We start from the raw sequence: 18,672 nt of genomic DNA on the forward strand, positions 1-18,672 counted from the left end.
TGCCCGGGGCCCGACGTCGCGTCACTTCCCGTACACGCCGACCTCGTCGAGCGAGTAGCGGTTGTCGGTGCCGCGGGCCAGCATCACCACCCGGACGTGGCGGGCGTCGACCGGGGTGAAGGCGCGGTTCTCCAGGCCGCCGCGGTCGGTGGTGGTGGAGTAGGCGGTGCGCCAGGTGGTGCTGTCGGTGGAGACGTCGATGCGGTAGGAGGTGGCGTACTGGTCGGACCAGTCGAGGACGACCCGGCCGACCTTGCGGACCGACCCCAGGTCGACGTTCAGCCAGGCGGTGGCCACCGTCTTGGAGGCCCAGCGGGTGCCGGTGCTGCCGTCGACGGCCAGCTTGGGCGGGTAGGCGACCACGATCGCGTCCTGGTAGTCGGAGGCGGTGGCGGTCGCGCCGCGGGCCAGGTTGGTCAGGTCGTCGGTGCGGCGGGCCGGGAACTCCACCACCTGCTGGTAGGTGGGCCGGTTCTGCCAGGCGATCCGCGGGACGGTGATGCCGCCCATCGCCCGGTGCACGATCGAGTCGGCGCACAGCTGGTCGCCCGCCGCGCAGGACTTGTCGGCCGGGTACGTGGCGGTCGCCGGGGTCGCCACCGCCCGGGCGAGGGTGGTCAGCAGCACCTGGCGGCACGCGCTCAGGGCGCCGCCGCCGCAGTACGTCCGGTCCAGCGGCCCGGAGACCGGGCGGCCGAGCACCGCGCGCAGGTCCTTGTCGACGTACGACCACCAGCCGTGCTGGAACGCCGAGCCCTTGTGCGCCTCGCCCGCCGCGATGTCGCTGCCGCCGGAGGTCGCGCCCAGCTGCCCGCCGGAGGGCGTCTCGTTGATCGGCGCGACGGCGGTCAGCGCCCGCCACGCCCCGTCGCCCAGGCCGGGCCGGAACTCGCCCTCGACCAGCAGCGGCCACCAGGCGTCCAGCACCCGGATCGCCTCCGCGTCGGTGTACGCGCCCGCGCCCTTGCTCGCCTCGCGCCGGTGCGAGCCGCCCGCCGCCCAGGCCCGCAGCTTCGTGATCGCGTCGGCGGCGGCCGGGTCGGTGACCGGCGCCGAGTCCAGCACCGCGAGCAGCTCGGGCAGCACCCGTTCGGCCCGCAGGTCGACGTTGGCGGCGTCCTCCATCGCCTTGACCAGGTCGGTGCGGGTGACGCCGCCGCGCTGCACCAGCGCCTTCACCCGGGTGTCCAGCAGGTCGGCCCGGTGGACGGCGCCGTTGCCCCAGGCGGAGGTGAAGCCCGGCGCCTGCTTGTTGTTCCAACTGACGTAGTAGTCCTGGTCGGTGGACTGGGCGTGCCGGGCGGGCGGTTCGACCGCCGGGGTGTTGGCGGCCCGGTCCCAGCCCTGCCAGGTGTAGGCGGGCCGGGCCAGGACCGGCAGGTCCGGGTCGGTGCCGGGGGCGCGCAGCGGTTCGGCGCCGGAGTTGTAGTACGCGGTGTGGTCGGCGTCCGCGTAGAACCAGTTGAAGGTGTAGCCGATGTCCTGCGCGGCGCGCTGGAACGCCGCCGCCGAGGTGATCGCCGCCGGGTCGTTGAACTGCTGGAACCCGACCACCGAGTCGACCTCGTGCTGGTAGGTGGAGCGCAGCGCGGTGTACGCCACCGGCCGCCCGCCGACCGTCCCGGTGTGGGTGACCAGCCCGTACGCCGAGCGCAGCGTCACCAGGTCGTAGGCGCCCGCCGCGGTGGCGTCCGCGGTGGTCGGCTGCCAGGCGTTGTGCCTGGTCAGCTGCTCGAACGGGGTGCAGGTGCCGTCCAGCAGGTAGCTGCGCGAGGAGGTGGACGGGGCGCCGCCGCCGGGCTCGCACAGGTCGACCGCGAAGGTGTCGGTGATGTCCTGGTTGGCGGAGGTCGCACTCCACGAGTAGTCCAGGCCGCGGCCGATCTCCACGTAGAAGCTCAGCCCCGGGAAGGACGCGCCCCGGCTGCGCAGGCCCGGGCCGTCCAGCTCCTGCACCATCAGGATCTGCGGCGCGTAGTAGCCGGTCTGCGGGCCGAAAACCGCCACCGGGTGCCCGGAGGCGGTGTGCGCGCCGGACACCAGCAGGGCGTTCGACATGCCCTTCTTCGCGGTGATCAGGTCGGCGGGCAGCACGCCCTCGGCGGCGGAGGGCGCCGCGGCGGTGGCCGCGGCGGTGGCCGCGCTCCCCGTGCCGTTGGCGGCGTGCGACAGCTCGGTGACCGACCCCGGGTCCGGCAGCGCGGTGCCCACCGGGTCGGCGGGCGAGGCCGCGTACGGGAAGGAGGTGCCGTCGTGCACGGTGGCGGTCGCCTCCGGGTCGTCCCCGGCCCGCCAGGCCGCGTACGCCCGGTCGCCCGCCTCGGTGCCGTACTGCTGCCGCAGGGCGAGCCGGGCCAGCGCGTTGCCGACCTCGCCGCCCCCGCCGCCGCCGAAGATCGCCCCGATCACCGAGGAGATCGCCACCACGTCGGTGTCCGTGAACGGCTCGATGGTCGAACCGTGCCCGGTCAGCACGTACTCGCCCGGGTAGTTGTTCGCCGCGACGTCCGCCGCCGCGAAGGCGTTCAGGCCCGCCACGTAGTCCTGCACGTCCTGCCAGGCCTGCGCCCCGCGCGGCCCGGACGCCCGCACCCGGTCGATCTGCTGCTGCAGGTCCGCCTCGGTGTACGGGGCCACCGCCCACAGGCTCTGCTCCAGCGCCCGGTTGCCCGGCGCGCCGCCCGCGAACGAGGACAGCTGCCCGCGCCCCACGTGCCGCAGCACGTCGATCAGCCAGAGCCGGTCCTGCCCGGCCGCGTACCCCGCGCCGAACTCGGTGTCGGACCGGGTGACGCCCTTGACGTGCGGCGTCCCCGTCGCCTTGTCCCGGGTGATGGTCACCCCGGCGCGCGGCGTGCTGGTGCTCTCCACTTGCCCGGCGGGCACCCCGAACGAGGCGTCGTTGAAGTAGTCCGACAGCTGGTCGGGCGTCAGGCCGCTGTAGTCGTGCAGCAGCGCGTCGTACCGGTCGACCTGGTCGGCCGAGTGCGCCGGGCGGGTGCCCACGCTCTGGTGCAGCAGGATCCCGGCCAGCGTGGCGTGCCCGTTCTCACCCGCCGTCAGGATGTCCTGGCACTGGCCCAGGCACGGGTCGCCGGCGGCGGGGGCGGGCCCGGCGGCCGCCGCGGCGGCCGGCTGGGCGGTGAGCGCGCCGAGCAGCAGCGCGGTGGAGGCGAGCAAGGCGAGGGCGGCCGAACGCAGTCGGCGCGGAACGGGGGCAGCGGGCACCTGGACCTCTTCCTGACAGTGGGTATCGGAAGCTCGGGCGCACGCTAGTCCGTGAAGTGACCGCCGGGTAGGGGTCGCGCGGACGTTGCCATGGAACTGTCATCCACCTGTCACGCAAGCGGACTGACGGAAGGTCAGGAAACCCCGGCGGAGCGGCCGGAACCGGTGGGGACGGGGTCGGGGTCGGGGGCGGGGGCGGGGGTGGGGGCGGCAGGTCCGGCGAGTTCGGCGAGGACGTGCAGGGCGGCCTGGGAGGGGGAGCCCTCCTCGGCGGTGTAGGTGACCAGGGTCTGGTCGGCGTCGCCGGGCAGGGTCAGGCTCTCGTAGGCGACGGTGAACTCGCCCACCGCGGGGTGGCGCAGGTGGTAGCTGCCGTGGGTCTTCTCCCGGAGCTCCTGCTGCTCCCACAACCTCCCGAACTCGCCGCTGCGCTCGGACAGTTCCGCGACCAGTGCCGGGTACGCGGGGTCGCCGGGGTGACGGCCCAGGTCGAGCCGCAGGTAGGCGACGACGTCCCGGGCCTTGGCCTCCCAGTCGACGAAGCGGCTGCGCAGCTCCTCGTGGCAGAACACCAGCCACGCCTTGTTGAGCTGCTCGGCCGGGAGCGCCGCGAAGTCGACCATCATGGCGGCCATCGGCGCGTTCCAGGCCAGCACGTCGGTGCGGCGGCCCACCACGTACGCCGGGGTGTGCGGCATCGAGTCCATCAGCCGCCGCAGGCCCGGACGCACCTGCTGCACCGGCGTCGGCAGCGGCCCGCCGGTGGCCCGCACCAGCCGGTGCAGGTGGCCGGTCTCGACCGCGTCCAGGCGCAGCGCCCGGGCGACGGCGTCGACGATCGCGTCGGACACGTTCTCGGCCCGGCCCTGCTCGAAACGGGTGTAGTAGTCGGCGCTCACCCCGGCGAGCTGGGCCAACTCCTCCCGGCGCAGCCCCGGCACCCGCCGCCGCTCGCCGAAACCCCGCAGCCCCGCGTCCTCCGGACGGATCCGGGCGCGGCGGGAGCGCAGGAAGGCACCGAGGTCGGCTCGTCGGTTCATGACCATGATCCTAGTGAACGGGTGGGGGAGCCGTCGGGGGCGGAACCAGGGGCGGCGAACGGCGAACGGAGGACGGTGGGTGTGAAGTCGCGGGCGCGGGGCAGGCGGTGGGTGCGGCGGACGCGGGCCCGGCCGACTCTCCCCCCCTGCGGCCGGGCCCCCCGCCGTGCGGTGCACTCAGCGGACGTGACGGACGCGACGGACGCGACAACAGGCGCGGCGGCGGTCGCGGTGCCGGTGGCGGCGCCGGTCGACGAGCCCGACCACGCCACCACGCTCCTGCTGCGCACCGACCGGCGCGAGCCGGTGCTCGTGGGCCTCCGCGCCCGGGCCGCCTACTACCGCGCCCCGCCCGGCCGTTCGTGCGTGCGGGACCGGATGCGACCGGGGCGCCCGCGCCCTGCTCGGACGTTCGCTGAACGGTCCCGCCGACGGCGTCCAGCCGCTGGGCGAACTGCCGGGCCCGGGACGCCGACGACCGGTTCGCCGCCGACCCGGTGCCGCCCTCGGCGCGGCGCTGGCCGACCGCCCGGAACCGTCGGAGCGGCGGCCCGGCCACACCTCGGCGACTGCCGCCTGCACGTCCTGTGCACCGACGCCACCGGCCTGTCGCCCGAGCGCTTCGCCCGGATCGAGCGGGTGCGCGCCGTGCTCGCGGCCGGGCCGGGCCGGTGGGCGGAGGTCGCGGCGGCGGGCCACTACGACCGGGCCCACCTGATGGTCGAGTTCCGCCGCTTCACGGGCGTCGCCCCGGCCGCGTGCACCGACTGAGCGGTGCCCGAAGGTGGTTCCGGCAGACCCAGGACGGGCGGTACCGGGGACGAGCGGAGCCCTGGGTGGGGCCGCGCGCGGTCGCGAGGATGGGTGACGCACCCCCGGACGCCCGGACGCCCGGACGCCCGGACACCCGAACGCCCGGACACCCGAACGCCCGGACGCCCGGACACCCGAACGTGAGGAACCCGCAGCCATGAACGCCCTGCCCACCACCCGCCTCGGCGGCACGGACCTCGACATCAGCCGGATCGGCTTCGGCGCCTGGGCGCTGGGCGGGGCCGGCTGGAGCTTCGCCTGGGGCGCCCAGGACGACGCCGACTCGATCGCGACCGTCCACCGGGCCGTCGCCGCCGGGGTGAACTGGATCGACACCGCACCGGCGTACGGGCTCGGCCACTCCGAGGAGGTCGTCGGCAAGGCGCTCGCCGCCCTGCCCGAGTCCGAGCGCCCCTACGTCTTCACCAAGGCCGGCCTGGTGTGGGACCACCCGGTCGACCCGGGCCGCGCCCCCCGCAAGCTGCTCAGGCCCGCCAGCATCCGCACCGAAGTGGAGGACTCGCTGCGCCGCCTGGGCGTCGAGCGGATCGACCTCTACCAGGCGCACTGGCCCGGCGACGGCGCGCTGCTGACCTTCGGCCCCGACGAGGACCCGGCCACCACCGCACGGCACGCCACCGCGCTGGAGGAGTACTGGGCGGTGCTGGCCGAACTGAAGGCCGAGGGCAAGGTGCGGGCGATCGCGCTGTCCAACCACGACACCGCGCAGCTGGCCGCCGCCGAGGCGGTCGCGCACGTCGACGCGATCCAGCCCCAGTTCAGCCTGCTGCACCGGGAGGCCGCGCCCGAACTCGCCTGGGCGCACGCCCACGGCGCCGGGGCGATCGTCTACCAGCCGCTCCACTCCGGGCTGCTGACCGGGGCGTTCAGCGCCGAGCGGGTCGCGGCCCTGCCGGACGACGACTGGCGCAAGGGCTCCCCCGAGTTCACCACCGGGCTCGCCGCCAACCTCGCCCTGGTCGACGCCCTGCGTCCGATCGCCGCGGCGCACGGCACCACGGTCTCCGCCGTCGCCCTCGCCTGGACGCTGGCCTGGCCCGGCGTCACCGGCGCGATCGTCGGCGCCCGCCGCCCCGGACAGGTCGCCGGCTGGATCGGCGCCGGATCCTTGGAGCTCACCGACGCCGACCGGGACGCGATCGCCGCCGCGGCCGCCGTGACCGGCGCGGGCGACGGCCCGACCCGCCCCTGAACCCGGCCGCCCCTGAACCCGGCCGCCTCGGCCCCGGCCCTCGCCCCGTCCCCGTTCCCGACCCCGTTCACGGCCCCGGCCGTCGCCACCGGCCGTTCCCGACCCCGTTCACGGCCCGGGCGGCGGCTGGCACCCCGGCGCGGGGACGGGTCTGCGGCGCCCCGCCGGGGCGCGGGCGGCCGAGCAGGATGCCCGCGGCGACCAGGGCCGCGCCGCCGAGCCGGGCGGGGCCCAGCGGTTCGCCGTCCAGGGCGGTGCCGAGCAGGACGCCGGTGACGGGGTTGAGCAGGCCGATCAGGCCGACGGTGGCGGCGGGCAGCCTGCGCAGGCCGGTGAACCAGACCAGGAAGGCCAGCGCGGTGGCGACCAGCGAGGTGTAGCCGAAGGCGGGCAGCGCGCTGCCCGCCAGCGCCGGGGGCGCCCCCTCGGCCAGTACGGCGACCGGCAGCAGGAGCAGTCCGCCGAGCGTCAACTGCCAGGCGGTGGAGGCCAGTACGCCCGGGGCGCCGCCGCCGTCCGCGGGTGCCGCCCAGCGCTTGGCGAGCACGTAGCCGACCGAGGAGGCGAGCAGCGCCCCCAGCGAGGCGAGCAGCCCGGGCAGGCCGTCCGCACCGCTCACCGGCCCCGTACCGCTCACCGCCCCCGCGTCGCCCGCCAGCATCAGGGCCGCGCCGCCGACGCCGACCGCGCCGCCGCAGAGCTGGGCGGCCCGCGGGCGCTCACCGGCCAGCAGCCAGGCGCAGAGCGTCAGGGCGAGCGGGGAGAGGGCCATCACCATGGCGGCGGTGCCGGCCGGGAGCCACTGCGAGGCCAGGTAGACCAGGACGAAGAAGGCGGAGGTGTTCAGCACCCCGAGCACCGCGGACCGCCACCACCAGGCCCCGCGGGGGAGACGGCGGGCGGCGGCGAGCAGCAGCAGTCCAGCGGGGAGGGCGCGCAGGGCGGCGCCCCAGAGCGGGGCGTCGGCGGGCAGGTAGTGGTGGGTGACGTAGTAGTTGGCGCCCCAGGCCACCGGGGCGAGGGCGGTGAGTGCGCCCCACCGGAACATGGCTTCCATGGAAGACAATATAGCTTCCGCGGAAGAGACCGGCGCTATGCTGGTGCCATGGAGCAGCACACGGAGCCGTCCGCAGAGCGGTCCGCGGAGCAGTCCGCGGCACACCCGCCCGACCACGTCGCCCGCATCCAGGCCGCCTGGCGGCGCGAACGCCCCGACCTGGACGTCGCCCCGCAGGGCGTGATCGGCCGTCTGCACCGGGTCGCCACCCTGCTCACCCACGAGCTGTGCGCCGTCTACGCCCGCTACGACCTGGGCGAGGGCGAGTTCGACGTGCTCGCCGCCCTCCGCCGGGCCGGTGCCCCCTACGAACGGGCCCCCGGCGAACTCGCCGCCCACACCATGGTCACCACCGGCGCCGTCACCAAGCGCATCGACCGCCTGGAGCGGGCCGGACTGGTCACCCGCCGCGCCGCCGCCGAGGACCGCCGCGGCCGCGTCGTCGCCCTCACCGACGCCGGACGCGAACTGATCGACCGCGCCTTCACCGACCACATCCGCAACGAGCACCGCCTGCTCGCCGCCCTCGCCCCCGCCGAGGCCGCCCAGCTCGAAACCCTGCTCACCGGCTGGCTCGCCCGCCTCGAACCCGCCGCCGCCCCGCCACCGTCACCGCCGCCGCCGACGGCCCGCTGACCGCCCGTAGACCGCTTCCGCCCGAATCCGCCGAAAAGCCGCGCATGCTCCGGCCGGAACCGGGCAGCCGAACCGCAGACCGACGAACTCCCCGTGACAAGGAGGCAGTTGTGAGCGACGGCATGTGGGGTTACGAGAACGCCGAGGGCTACAACCCGGGCGTCGACCTGACCGGCTTCCGGGTCGAGGCCACGGACGGGCACATCGGCAAGGTCGACAAGCACTCCTACGAGGCCGAGGACGGCCACATCGTGGTCGACACCGGCCCGTGGATCTTCGGCCGCACCGTGCTGCTCCCGGCGGGCATCATCCGGCTCATCGACGAGGGGGAGAAGACGGTCTGGGTCGACCGCAGCAAGGACGAGATCAAGAACGCCCCCGAGTACCACCACGAGTCCCACGCCACGGACCGCGACTACCGCCGCGGCGTCGGCGGCTACTACGGCACCGGCCTCTGAGACCGCACACCCCCAGGCGCCACCGCGCCCCGTCGGCGGACGGGGCGCGGTGGTGGCCGTGCGTCAGGACCCGCTGCGCCAGGGCCCGCTGCGCCAGAGCCTGCGTGTCAGGACGTCTGCGTGTCAGGACGGTTCGGCGGGCGGCAGCAGGCAGCGGGTGCGGACGGTGAGGGCGAGCCGGTCGGTGCCGCCGCCGGTGCCGACGTCGAGGAAGTAGCGGCCCGCCGGGTGGCGGGCGTACAGCAGCGCGTCCGGCCGTCCGTCGACGGTCTCCCGGTAGGCGGTGACGGTGAAGCCGTCCCGTTCCAGGGCGGCCCGCAGGGCGCGGACGGCCGCGGGGTGCCGGGCCGCCGGGAGGGTGCCGTCGGCGTGGTGGGCGAGGGTGTAGCGGCCGTCCCCCGCGGTCTCGCCGTTCCGGCCGGTGCAGGGGCTGAAGAACGGCCGGGAGCTCCCCGGGGCCAGGGTGGCACCGGCGCTCCGGGCCAGGTACGCGGTCAGCTCCCGGGCCCAGGACTCGGCGTCGCTGCGCGCCATCACGGGCAGCGGCTCGTCGGGGTCGGGGGGTGTGCGGGGCACGGGCGGGTTCGCTCCGATCAGGGGACAGGGACAGGGACAGGGACAGGGACAGGGACAGGGACAGGGACAGGGACAGGGACAGGGACAGGGACAGGGACAGGGAGAGGGACGGGGACGGGGACGGGGACGGGGACGGGGACGGGGACGGGGACGGGGACGGGGACGGGGACGGGGGATGATCCGGCCCTGGTTGGCCAGGCTCTCGCTGCCCGGGTCCCAGTAGCCGCTGTGCCCCGAGGTGTCGATGCCGACGGTGCGGGCGCCGAAGGCGGGGAGGGTCGGGTCGGGGCCCAGGGTGGTGCCGGTGGCGAGGGAGACGTCGTCGTCGCGGGCGGTGCCGGCCCAGACGTGGGCGGGGTCGAGGTGCAGGTCGGCGGCGTGCTCGGCGGCCATGCCGGGGCTGGCGACCGCCACGATGTCGTCGGCCTGGAGGCCCGCCCCGCCCGCGGCGGCCGCGCCGACCGCGGTGGTGCCGTAGCTGTGCCCGATGACGGTCAGGTGGCTGCGGTGGCCGCCCCCGGCGACCCGCAGGCCGCCGGTGAAGCGGCGCAGGTCCTCGGCCCCGGCCTCGGCCCGGCGGGTGGTCAGCACGCTGCCGTCGACCTCGGGGGCGTCGTAGCCGAGCCAGGAGACGACGGCGACCCGCTGCCCGGGGCCCGCGGCCTGCTGGGCGGAGTCCCGCAGCAGGGCGATGCGGTCGAGCTGCCCGGGCACCTGGTTCAGGGTGGTGCCGGTGCCGGGCACCAGGACGGCGGTGTGGTCGGCGGTGTCCGGGTCGCCGGTGGCGACGACGGCCCGCCCGTCGCCGTCCGGGTCGAGCCCGAGCAGCAGCAACGGCTGCTCCCCGTCCGGCCCGCCGGAACCGCCCCCGCCGTCGAGCCGTTCCGCGAGCGCGCGCAGACCGGACTGCCGGGTGCCCCACTGCTCGTACGTCAGGCCGGAGCCCTTGGCGTTCCCGGCCTCCAGGGCGTCGAGCCGCTGCGCCAGGACGAGGCGGTTGGCCCGGTCCCGGACGGTCGCGGGCAGGCCGTCGAGCCGACCGACCAGCTCGGGGTGCAGGGCGAGCAGGTCCTGCTGCTCTCCGGGCGTCAGGGAGTGCCACCAGGCGGCGGACCGGGCCGGGTCCCGGTTGTCGGGGACGTACGGGGTGGCGAGACCGAGGTCCGCGGCCACCCGCCGGGCGTCGGCGGCGCACTCGCGCAGCGTCCCGAACAGCCGGGGCTGGGTCAGGACGTCCGCGCCGAGCCGCCCGAGGGCGCGGGCACCCCGGTCGCTGGCCTCGCGGGCGGCGGCCAGGGCGGCGTCGACCCGCTGCTGGAGCTGGGCCCGCAGCAGCAGGTCCCGCTGCCGCTGGACGCGGGCGTCGGGGTCGTGACGGTCGGCGGGGGCCAGCGGGGGGAGACCGACGGTGCCGTCCTCCGCCACCGGGAGCCGCCACTCGTCGGCCCGCCGCAGGGCGTTGGACAGGTTGGTCCTGGCCTGGTCCATCCGCTCCGCAACGGTCTCCAGTACCAGGGCGGCGGACGCGGCCTCGACCCGGACGACGTCGAGCTCCCGCTCGGTGCCGGCCATCGCGCGGAAGGCCCTGTCGGCGTCCGCGCCCCGCCACTGCCCGCGCAGCGGGCCCTCGACCCGCCGCCGGTGCTGCTGGTGGGCCTCCTCGGCGGCAGCGGACAACCGCCGCCAGCCCGCGGCGGCCTCGTGCAGGACGGCCGGGTCGAAGCGCAGCAGCAGGACGAAGTCGCCGCCCGCGGCCCGCGCGGTGCTCATGGCGGCCGCGCCGCTCACGGCAGCCGCCAGGCGTCGGCGATCCGGTGGTCGTTGTCCTCGTGGCCGCGGGCGGTGGCCTCCAGTGCCGCGGCGGTGCCGGTGAGGCGTGCCGCCAGGGTGTCGAGCACCGGTGCCCAGCCGTCGGCGAGCCCGCACAGCCCCGGTCCGATCGACCAGCCGGCGAGTTCGCCCCCGGCGGCCCGTCCGGCGGTGGTGGCGGTGTCGGCCGGGGGCCGGAACTCCTCGCCGATGTTCCGTGCGGCCGCCGCCGAGGCCCGCAGTTCCTGCGGGTCCACCCGGACCTGTTCGTTCACTGATCGCCCCTGCTCGGTGATGTCGGAGGCCGAGCATAGGGGCCCGCGGCGGCAGGCCGGGAGCGCGGGAGAGCGGGCGCAGGACGGAAGTTGACGCCCCGCCGGTACCGCAGCCAGCGGCGTCGGGCGTCCGGTGGCGTTCGGTGGCGTCCGGTCGCGGCTGCCGTGCGGTCATCCGATCGGGTCATCCATCCGTCGGAGCCCGCGGCGGGGCCGGGGCGAGCGGCGGGTTCAGGGGAGGCGGACGGTGGCGGCCCGCGGGGTGCCGTCGACGTCGAGGACGGGGTGGGCGCCGGGCAGGTGCGGGCCTGTCAGGTGTAGGTGCCGGTGTCGGTGCCGCCGGTGTGGGTGAGGGCGGAGGCGGGGGTGAGGGTGCGGGCGGGGCGTTCGGGTCGACGCCCCGCAGGCCCTCGACTGCACCGTCGGCCGCCGGGGCTGGTGGAACAGCACCTCGCTGAACGCGCAGTGACCGCGCGGCGCCGGTCGCCGCGCCGACTGCCGGGCGGACCTTCGTCCCCGGCCGCCAGGGACGAAAGCCCTGGTGACCGGGGACGGTGGGGCGGGCAGGCTGGAGGGGTGGGAGAACGGCCCCCGGACGGGCCCGGGCCGCGCGCCGTTCTCCGCGGGAAGTCCACGGGAGAAGGTCACGGGGGAGAAGGTCATGGGGGAGTCGGTGGGGGGAGGAAGCAGAACCGCCATGCCCCTGCACGCCCCCGGGCGCCCTCCGCTGCCCGCCCTCGTCCTGGCGCTGTCCGCGCTGGTCGCCGGGGCTTCCGCCGTCGGCGGCTACCTGGTCAACGAGCGCCACGAGAGCACCGTCCGGCACCTGGAGCAGAAGATCCGCCCCGCCCAGGGCGTCCTCGCCCAGGCCCGGACCGCGGTCGGCGACGCCCGCAGCGCCTGTCTGGCCGAGGACGGCGCCCAGGCCGACGCGCTGCGCACGGACGCCCGCACCCGGCTCGCCCAGCGGCTCCCGGAACTGCGCACCCTCACCGCCTACCATCCGCAACTCGCCGCCGCCACGCAGGACTTCGACCGCACCGCCACCGACTGGCTGGACGGCCTGCCCGCCGCCGACCGGGCCGCCGCGCTCGCCGCCTGCAGCGGTTCCGGCAGCGGTTCCGGCAGCGGTTCCGACAGCGGTTCCGACAGCGGGGCCGCCGAGGAGGGGGAGGGGAAGGAAGAGGGCTACCCCGCCGTCCACCGGAACGCCGACCGGCTCACCGTCCTGCTCGCCGCCGAGGCCCACGACACCACCGCCGACGCGAGCCGGGAAGGCCGGGCCGTGCTGTTCTACCTGCTCGTCCTGTGCGGCGGCCTGGTCGTCCTGGCCGGGCTGACCGCCCGGCAGATCACCCGCCGCCTGCTCACCCCGTTGGCCGGGATCGAGCAGCGGCTGCGGCACGACGTCCCGGCCCTGGACGTCCCCGCCCCGGCCGCGGTGAGCCGGCTCGCCCACGCCGCCGACGCCCTGCGCACCCGGCTGCGCACCGCCCAGCGGCAGGCCCACCGCGACCACCAGGCCCTCGTCCAGAACGGGCCCTGCGTCCAGGGCCTCGGTGCGATCCTCGCCTCCCGGCACCGGGCCGGGCCCGGCGTCCGCGCGCACGGCGACCTGGTCGCCGCCGAAGGGCTGCTGGCCGGGGACTACCTCGGGGTGATCGCCCTGCCCGACGGCTCCACCGCCCTGCTGCTCGGCGACGTCTCCGGGCACGGCGTCGAGGCCGCGCTGCTCGCCGTCCAGCTCAAGTGCGCGCTGCGCGGCGCCCTGCGCACCGCCGCCGACCCGGTGGCCGCCGTCCGGGCGGCCTGGCACACCCTCGACCCGGAGGACGAGCACTTCACCACCCTCGTCCTGGTCCGCATCGACCCGCGCACCGGCCGTCTCAGCTGGCTGAACGCCGGACACGAGCGGCCCTTCCTGCGCCGCGCCGACGGCACCGTCGAACGGCTCGCCCCCACCGGCCCGCTGCTGCACCCGCTGATCGGGCCCGGGCCTGGCACCTGGACCGAGCGCAGCACCCCCTTCCGCCCCGGCGACCTGCTGCTGCTGTGCACCGACGGCCTGACCGAAGGCCGCGGCCCCGGCGGCGAGTTCGGCGAGCAGCGGGTCGCCGACCTGCTGGCCGCCCTGCCGGGGAGCGCCCCCGACGCGGCCGTCCGGGCCCTGCACGCCGAGGCCGACCGGTTCGGCCTGGACTGGCGCCGCGACGACGTCACCGCCCTCGCCGCGACCGTGAGTTGACGGTACGTCAGCCCACAGGCTCGAACGACACCCGCTGATCGGGCCCCAGGAACGCCGCCAGCCGCCCGGCCTCCGCCACCACCTCCCCGGCGGCCGCGTCCGGCAGCGGCCGGAACGGGCTGACCAGCAGCTCCGGGCCCCTGACCGCCCAGGTGCCCGCGACGAAGCCGTCCAGCAGGAAGGTCGGCAGGACCCGGGCCGAGCCCGGCATCACCCGCGGGCGGTCCGGGTCGGCGAGCACCCGGGTGCGGTCCGCGTGCCCGAGCAGCAGGTTGTCGTACGCGGGCAGGAAGCGCACCGGCACCGGGAGCTCCGGGTCGGCGGGCACCGCGTCCGGCAGGTCGAACAGCTCGGTGCCCCGCCCGTCCCGGTACGCCCGCAGCCGGGGGCGCAGCTCCTCGAACACCGGCCGCGTCCGGGTCAGCCCGGACCAGGCCTGGAAGTCCTTCACCCCGGCCGGGCCGAACGCCGCCAGGTACCGCAGCACCGCCGCGCCCGCCGACAGCTCGCCGGGCCGCTGCTCGGCGAGCACCAGCGAGGTGTTCACCCGGGTGCCCCAGCCGCCCCAGGCGGCGCTGTCCGGGCCCTGCAGCACCGGCACCCGCAGCTGCACCGCGCCCGCCAGCAGTTTCCCGTCCCGGCCCGGGTAGCGGGCGGCCAGCTCGGTGGCGAGGGTCTGCCGCGACAGCGTCCGTCCGGCCAGCAACTCCCGTCCGGTGGCCGCGAGTTCGTCCAGGTCGAGCCCGTCCGTGGCCGGTGCGAAGTACCGGGCCCGCGAGGTGCGGTCCAGCACCGGCTGGAGCAGCGGCCGCCAGCGCCCGAAGTCCGCGCTGCCGGACAGGTGCTGGGTGCTGCGCAGCGACGCCGACCGCACCACCCGCCCGTCCGCGAGCAGCTCCGCCAGCTCCTCCCGCCGGAACCCCGCGACCCGCGCCCACAGCCCCAGGTACGGCCAGTTCGGCTCCTGCCCCTGCAGGGCCACCAGCCGCTCCACCACCTCGGGCACGGGCAGCCGCGTCCGGCCGGTCAGGAACTGCCGCTCCAGCAGCGTCCGGTTCAGGGTGCGGACGGACAGCACGTCGTTCATGCGGTGCGGGTTCTCCCGTCGGTCGGTGGCCTGCTCCCCACGCTAGGGGCCGCAGCGGCCAGTTCCCGTCCGCAATGCGAGGGTCACGGGGCGGGTCAGCGGAAGCGGGCGACGAAGCGGCGCTGCCAGGGCGTCTCCACGGCGCGCGGGGAGTAGTGGGCGCGGGGTCGCGGGGTCGTGGGTGTGTCGCGCGGGCGGATCGATCTTCGGCGGTCAGGATGGTGCTTCCCGTGCCGAACCGCCCCTCCCGGGGCTGCGACGAGGAGCAGTCATGGACGTGTCCGCGGGTCTGTGGGCCGGCACCATCGCGGTGCTGATCGCGCTGATCGTGGCCGACTTCTTCATCGGCGGCCGCAAACCGCACGAGGTCTCGATCAAGGAGGCCGGAGTCTGGACCACCGTGTGGGTGGTGCTGGCCTGCCTGTTCGGCGGGTTCGTCTGGTGGTACGGCGGGTCGAAGTCCGCGGTGGAGTTCTTCGCCGGGTACGTCACGGAGAAGTCGCTCAGCGTCGACAACCTGTTCGTGTTCATCCTGATCATGGGCAAGTTCGCGGTGCCGAAGATCTACCAGCAGTGGGTGCTGATGTTCGGCGTGATCATCGCCCTGGTGCTGCGCGGCCTCTTCATCGCGGGCGGCGCGGCGCTGGTCGCCAAGTTCTCCTGGGTGTTCTACCTCTTCGGCGCGTTCCTGGTCTGGACGGCCGTCAAGCTGCTCGTGGAGGCCAGGCAGGACAAGACGGAGGAGGAGTTCGAGGAGGGGCGGCTGCTGCGCCTGGTCAAGAAGCGCGTCCCGTCCACGAACGAGTACCACGGCACCAAGCTGTTCGTCCGGGTCGACGGCAGGCGGCTGATGACGCCGATGCTGACGGTGCTGCTGGCGATCGGTACCACCGACGTGCTGTTCGCCCTCGACTCCATCCCGGCGATCTTCGGCCTGACCCAGGACGCGTACATCGTCTTCACCGCCAACGCCTTCGCGCTGATGGGCCTGCGGCAGCTCTACTTCCTGATCGGCGGTCTGCTGACCAGGCTGGTCTACCTCTCCTACGGCCTGTCGGTGATCCTCGGCTTCATCGGCGTCAAGCTGATCCTGCACGCGCTGCACGAGAGCGGCGTCCACGTGCCGGAGATCGGCATCGCGTTCTCGCTGGCCTTCATCGTGGTGGTGCTGGCCGTCACCACCGTGGCCAGCCTGCTGGCCTCCCGCAGACAGGACCGGGCGGCCGGCGCCTGACGCCGGGTCGGGCACCGGCCGCCCGGGGGCTCAGCCGCGCGGGCTGAGTTCGGCCATCGCGCTCCAGCCGGTGCCGGGGACCTCGACGTTGACGATCTCCGGCGTGCGGCTGATGAAGTCGGGCATCCAGGCCATCGCGGTCTTGAAGTGCTCCGACTCCACGTGCCGGGCGCCCGCCTCGCCGTCCCGGAACGCCTCCAGCAGCACGTACTGGTGCGGGTCGTCGACGCTGCGCGACCACTCGAAGAAGACGTTGCCCTCCTCGGCGCGGGTCGCGGAGGTGAACTCCGTGACCCGCTCGATCCAGTCCGCGCTGTGCTCGGGCCGGACGGTGAACTTCACGGCGATGAAGATCACGACTGCTGCTCCTCTGCGGTGGGTCCGCACGCCTTCGCGTGCGCTTTCACCTGCAACGATCGCAGATCCGGCGGGCGCGGCCGGTCACCGCCCCCGCAGGTGCGCCGCCGCGCCGTCGCTGCCTCCGCAGGTACGCCGCCGCGCCGTCACCGGCTCCGCAGGTACGCCGCCGCGGTCGCCCGCAGCCGCTCGTGCAGGCCGTCGTACGCCCGGGCCCGGCCCAGGACGGACTTCGGCAGCTTGGCGAGCATCGTGTAGTCGGTGTCGCAGACGTTCGCCGCCGGGGCCAGGACGGTCTGGCTGACCAGCTGGTACGCGTCCAGCTGGTCCAGGCCGAGGAGTTCGGCCGTCCAGCCGACCAGGTCGTGCTGGCTGATCCGGAACGCGTCCTCCAGCGGGCGGGCCGAACCGGTGCTGATCAGGTAGTCGTCGTTCTCCAGCCGCGGCCAGGCCGGGCCGCCGCCCTTGACCAGGTCGACCACCACGGTGGTGCGCATCGCCGCCTCCACGGCCGTCCCGCACACCTCGCCCTCGCCCTGCCGGGCGTGGCCGTCGCCGATCGCCAGCAGCCCGCCGTCCACGTTGACGCCGAAGTAGGCGGTGGTGCCCGCCCGCATCTCGGGCGTGTCCAGGTTGCCGCCGTGCGCGCCCGGCGTGATCGAGGCCAGCACCTCCCCGGCCGCCGGGGCCACGCCGACCGTCCCGTGCATCGGGTCGAGCGGCAGCGCGAGCGCGAAGTCGGAGTTCCGGGCCCGGAAGTGGCACAGGCCCGCCGCCACGTCCAGGTCGTACGCCCAGACCCGCTCCTCCAGCGGCGGGTGCAGCATCGCCGTCCGGTGGGTGGCCGTCAGGGCGCCGAAGTGCGGGAAGGTGCTGGAGAAGCCGCGGTCCCGGGCCGGGGTGACCTCCACGAAGTGCACCGCCAGCACGTCCCCCGGCTCGGCGCCCGCCACCGCGACCGGGCCGGTCACCGGGTTGAGGTACGGGAACACGCACACCCGGCTGGGCAGGTCGTCCACGCCGCGGACCTTGCCGCCGAAGCAGTCCTCGGTGGTCAGCTCCAGGATGCTGCCCGGCGGGACGGTCACCAGCGGCGCGCGCCCGCCGAAGGTGTAGGACCAGTCCTCCGGGCCGTGGGACAGGCGGACGGGTTCGGGCAGGGTCACGGGGTCTCCTCGGCGGGCGCGGTGGTGGTGGGGGCGGCGACGGGGGCGGGGGCTTCGGCGACGGACAGGGTGGGGCGGCGGCCGGTCGCGACCAGCCCGGTCAGCACCAGGGCGCCGACCAGCAGCCAGACGAAGCCGAGCCGCTGCGCCGCGATGTTCGCGTTGACCACCACGTACGCCAGGATCGCGAAGCCCAGCACCGGCGCGACCAGGTGGCGCCAGTAGTCCCGGCTGCGCAGGCGGACCAGGTAGTGCACGACCACGGCGACGTGCAGCACCAGGAAGGTGCTCAGGGCGCCGAAGTTGACCAGCGAGCTGAGCAGGGTGATGCCGTCGTCCCGGGAGGTCATCCAGAGGCCGAGCCCGAGCGAGACCCCGGCGGTCAGCAGGGTCGCGTTGACCGGCACCCGGCGGGTCGGGTGGACCTTCGCCAGGAAGGCGGGCAGTTGGCGGTCGCGGGCCATCGCGAACAGCAGCCGGGAGGTCGCCGCCTGCGCCACCAGCGAGTTGGCGAAGCCCCAGGCCACGGCGGTCGCGGCGGCGGTCAGGGTGGCCAGCCAGCCGCCCGCGGCGGTGCGCGCCGCGTCGTAGAACGCGGTGCCGTCCGGGTCGCCGTCCTTCACCAGCGCGTCCGGATCGGTGACCAGCAGCGACGCCACCCAGGTCTGCACGATGAACAGGGTGCCCGCCAGCAGCAGCGCGACCACCATCGACCTGCCGATCGCCTTCGCCGAGTCCCGGTTCTCCTCCGAGAGGGTGGAGATGCCGTCGAAGCCGAGGAAGCTGAGCACCGCGATCGACACCGCGCCGAACACCAGGCTCCAGGAGAAGGTGTGCCCGTCGTACAGCGGCGTGAAGTCGAAGCCCCGGCCCTTGCCGCCCGCCAGCGCGGCCACGCCCACCACCACGAACAGCGCCAGCACCACCAACTCGCCGACCAGCACCGCCTTGTTGACCTTGGCGGTGGTCTCGATCCCCAGGTAGTTGACCGCGGTGTTCAGCAGCACGAACCCGACCACCCACAGCCACACCGGCACCGAGGGCACCAGCGAGTTCATCGCCGCCCCCGCGACCAGGTACAGCAGGCCCGGCACCAGCACGTAGTCCAGCAGGATCATCCACCCCGCCAGGAAGCCCACCGGCGCGCCGATCCCGCGGCCCGCGTAGGTGTACACCGAGCCCGCCATCGGGAACGCCCGCGACATCTGGGCGTACGACAGCGCGGTGAACATCATCGCCACCATGCCCAGCACGTACGCCAGCGCGACCATGCCGCCGGAGCCCTGGAAGACGCTGCCGAAGATGCCGAACGGTGCGATCGGCACCATGAACAGCAGCCCGTAGACGAGCAGGTCGGTGAAGGTCAGCGAGCGGCGCAGCTCCTGTCGGTAGCCGTAGCTCTCGATGCCCTGCGGCGCGGGTGTGTCGGCCATGGTGCTCCCTCTCCGTGACGGGTCAGCGGGTGTGGGGGAGACTGT

General features: G+C 75.4%; 15 protein-coding genes. 6 read left to right on the forward strand and 9 right to left on the reverse strand.

Going from position 1 to position 18,672, the window contains the following annotated elements; all coding sequences use genetic code 11:
• Positions 1 to 21: 21 nt before the first annotated feature.
• A complete protein-coding gene (locus OO57_RS14170) occupies positions 22 to 3,228 on the reverse strand; it encodes a penicillin acylase family protein (protein WP_051777552.1) in 3,207 nt (1,068 codons plus the stop codon).
• 134 nt (positions 3,229 to 3,362) lie between these two features.
• Positions 3,363 to 4,268: a helix-turn-helix transcriptional regulator gene (locus OO57_RS14175; protein ID WP_063737560.1), complete on the reverse strand. Its 906-nt coding sequence runs from the start codon at positions 4,266 to 4,268 to the stop codon at positions 3,363 to 3,365.
• 186 nt (positions 4,269 to 4,454) lie between these two features.
• On the opposite strand from OO57_RS14175, the gene OO57_RS41055 reads away from it, so the two are divergent.
• On the forward strand, positions 4,455 to 5,039 hold the full coding sequence (locus OO57_RS41055; protein ID WP_234337337.1) for an AraC family transcriptional regulator: 585 nt from the start codon (positions 4,455 to 4,457) through the stop codon (positions 5,037 to 5,039).
• A gap of 199 nt (positions 5,040 to 5,238) precedes the next feature.
• A complete protein-coding gene (locus OO57_RS14185; RefSeq protein WP_033252770.1) occupies positions 5,239 to 6,294 on the forward strand; it encodes an aldo/keto reductase in 1,056 nt (351 codons plus the stop codon).
• A 67-nt stretch (positions 6,295 to 6,361) separates the two neighbouring features.
• On the opposite strand, the gene OO57_RS14190 is transcribed toward OO57_RS14185, so the two are convergent.
• Positions 6,362 to 7,351 carry a DMT family transporter gene (locus tag OO57_RS14190; RefSeq protein ID WP_081973670.1) on the reverse strand — a complete coding sequence of 330 codons (990 nt, stop codon included), beginning with the start codon at positions 7,349 to 7,351 and terminating at the stop codon, positions 6,362 to 6,364.
• A 48-nt stretch (positions 7,352 to 7,399) separates the two neighbouring features.
• Between OO57_RS14190 and OO57_RS14195 the strand changes: the two genes are divergently transcribed.
• Both OO57_RS14195 and OO57_RS14200 read left to right on the forward strand, forming a co-directional pair.
• Positions 7,400 to 7,987 (forward strand): MarR family winged helix-turn-helix transcriptional regulator, encoded by a 588-nt coding sequence (locus OO57_RS14195; RefSeq protein WP_051777556.1) that lies wholly within the window; start codon positions 7,400 to 7,402, stop codon positions 7,985 to 7,987.
• Between the two features lie 110 nt (positions 7,988 to 8,097).
• Positions 8,098 to 8,445 (forward strand): hypothetical protein, encoded by a 348-nt coding sequence (locus OO57_RS14200; RefSeq protein ID WP_033252771.1) that lies wholly within the window; start codon positions 8,098 to 8,100, stop codon positions 8,443 to 8,445.
• A gap of 123 nt (positions 8,446 to 8,568) precedes the next feature.
• Here OO57_RS14200 and OO57_RS14205 read toward each other — a convergent pair whose 3' ends face one another.
• Both OO57_RS14205 and OO57_RS14210 read right to left on the reverse strand, forming a co-directional pair.
• Positions 8,569 to 10,791, reverse strand: a complete 2,223-nt coding sequence (locus OO57_RS14205; protein WP_158715117.1) for an alpha/beta hydrolase — start codon at positions 10,789 to 10,791, stop codon at positions 8,569 to 8,571.
• A 14-nt stretch (positions 10,792 to 10,805) separates the two neighbouring features.
• The gene (locus tag OO57_RS14210) at positions 10,806 to 11,105 is read right to left on the reverse strand and encodes a hypothetical protein (RefSeq protein WP_033252772.1); all 300 of its coding nucleotides are present in this window, start codon (positions 11,103 to 11,105) and stop codon (positions 10,806 to 10,808) included.
• Positions 11,106 to 11,802: 697 nt separating this feature from the next.
• Here OO57_RS14210 and OO57_RS39435 point away from each other — a divergent pair.
• Positions 11,803 to 13,350, forward strand: a complete 1,548-nt coding sequence (locus OO57_RS39435) for a PP2C family protein-serine/threonine phosphatase (protein WP_051777561.1) — start codon at positions 11,803 to 11,805, stop codon at positions 13,348 to 13,350.
• Positions 13,351 to 13,357: 7 nt separating this feature from the next.
• On the opposite strand, the gene OO57_RS14220 is transcribed toward OO57_RS39435, so the two are convergent.
• Positions 13,358 to 14,437, reverse strand: coding sequence for a winged helix DNA-binding domain-containing protein (locus OO57_RS14220; protein ID WP_033252773.1), 1,080 nt, complete (start codon positions 14,435 to 14,437; stop codon positions 13,358 to 13,360).
• A 271-nt stretch (positions 14,438 to 14,708) separates the two neighbouring features.
• Between OO57_RS14220 and OO57_RS14225 the strand changes: the two genes are divergently transcribed.
• Positions 14,709 to 15,671 carry a TerC family protein gene (locus tag OO57_RS14225; RefSeq protein WP_033252774.1) on the forward strand — a complete coding sequence of 321 codons (963 nt, stop codon included), beginning with the start codon at positions 14,709 to 14,711 and terminating at the stop codon, positions 15,669 to 15,671.
• A gap of 30 nt (positions 15,672 to 15,701) precedes the next feature.
• On the opposite strand, the gene OO57_RS14230 is transcribed toward OO57_RS14225, so the two are convergent.
• From OO57_RS14230 to OO57_RS14240, 3 genes are all read right to left on the reverse strand, one after another.
• The gene (locus OO57_RS14230) at positions 15,702 to 16,028 is read right to left on the reverse strand and encodes a putative quinol monooxygenase (protein WP_033252775.1); all 327 of its coding nucleotides are present in this window, start codon (positions 16,026 to 16,028) and stop codon (positions 15,702 to 15,704) included.
• Positions 16,029 to 16,174: 146 nt separating this feature from the next.
• Positions 16,175 to 17,194: an acetamidase/formamidase family protein gene (locus tag OO57_RS14235; RefSeq protein ID WP_051777563.1), complete on the reverse strand. Its 1,020-nt coding sequence runs from the start codon at positions 17,192 to 17,194 to the stop codon at positions 16,175 to 16,177.
• The gene (locus OO57_RS14240) at positions 17,191 to 18,627 is read right to left on the reverse strand and encodes an APC family permease (RefSeq protein WP_051777565.1); all 1,437 of its coding nucleotides are present in this window, start codon (positions 18,625 to 18,627) and stop codon (positions 17,191 to 17,193) included. Before OO57_RS14240 ends, OO57_RS14235 begins: the two co-directional genes overlap by 4 nt.
• Positions 18,628 to 18,672: the final 45 nt, after the last annotated feature.

The sequence above is a fragment of the Kitasatospora phosalacinea genome (assembly GCF_000717185.1).
Taxonomy (GTDB): Bacteria; Actinomycetota; Actinomycetes; order Streptomycetales; family Streptomycetaceae; genus Kitasatospora; species Kitasatospora phosalacinea_A.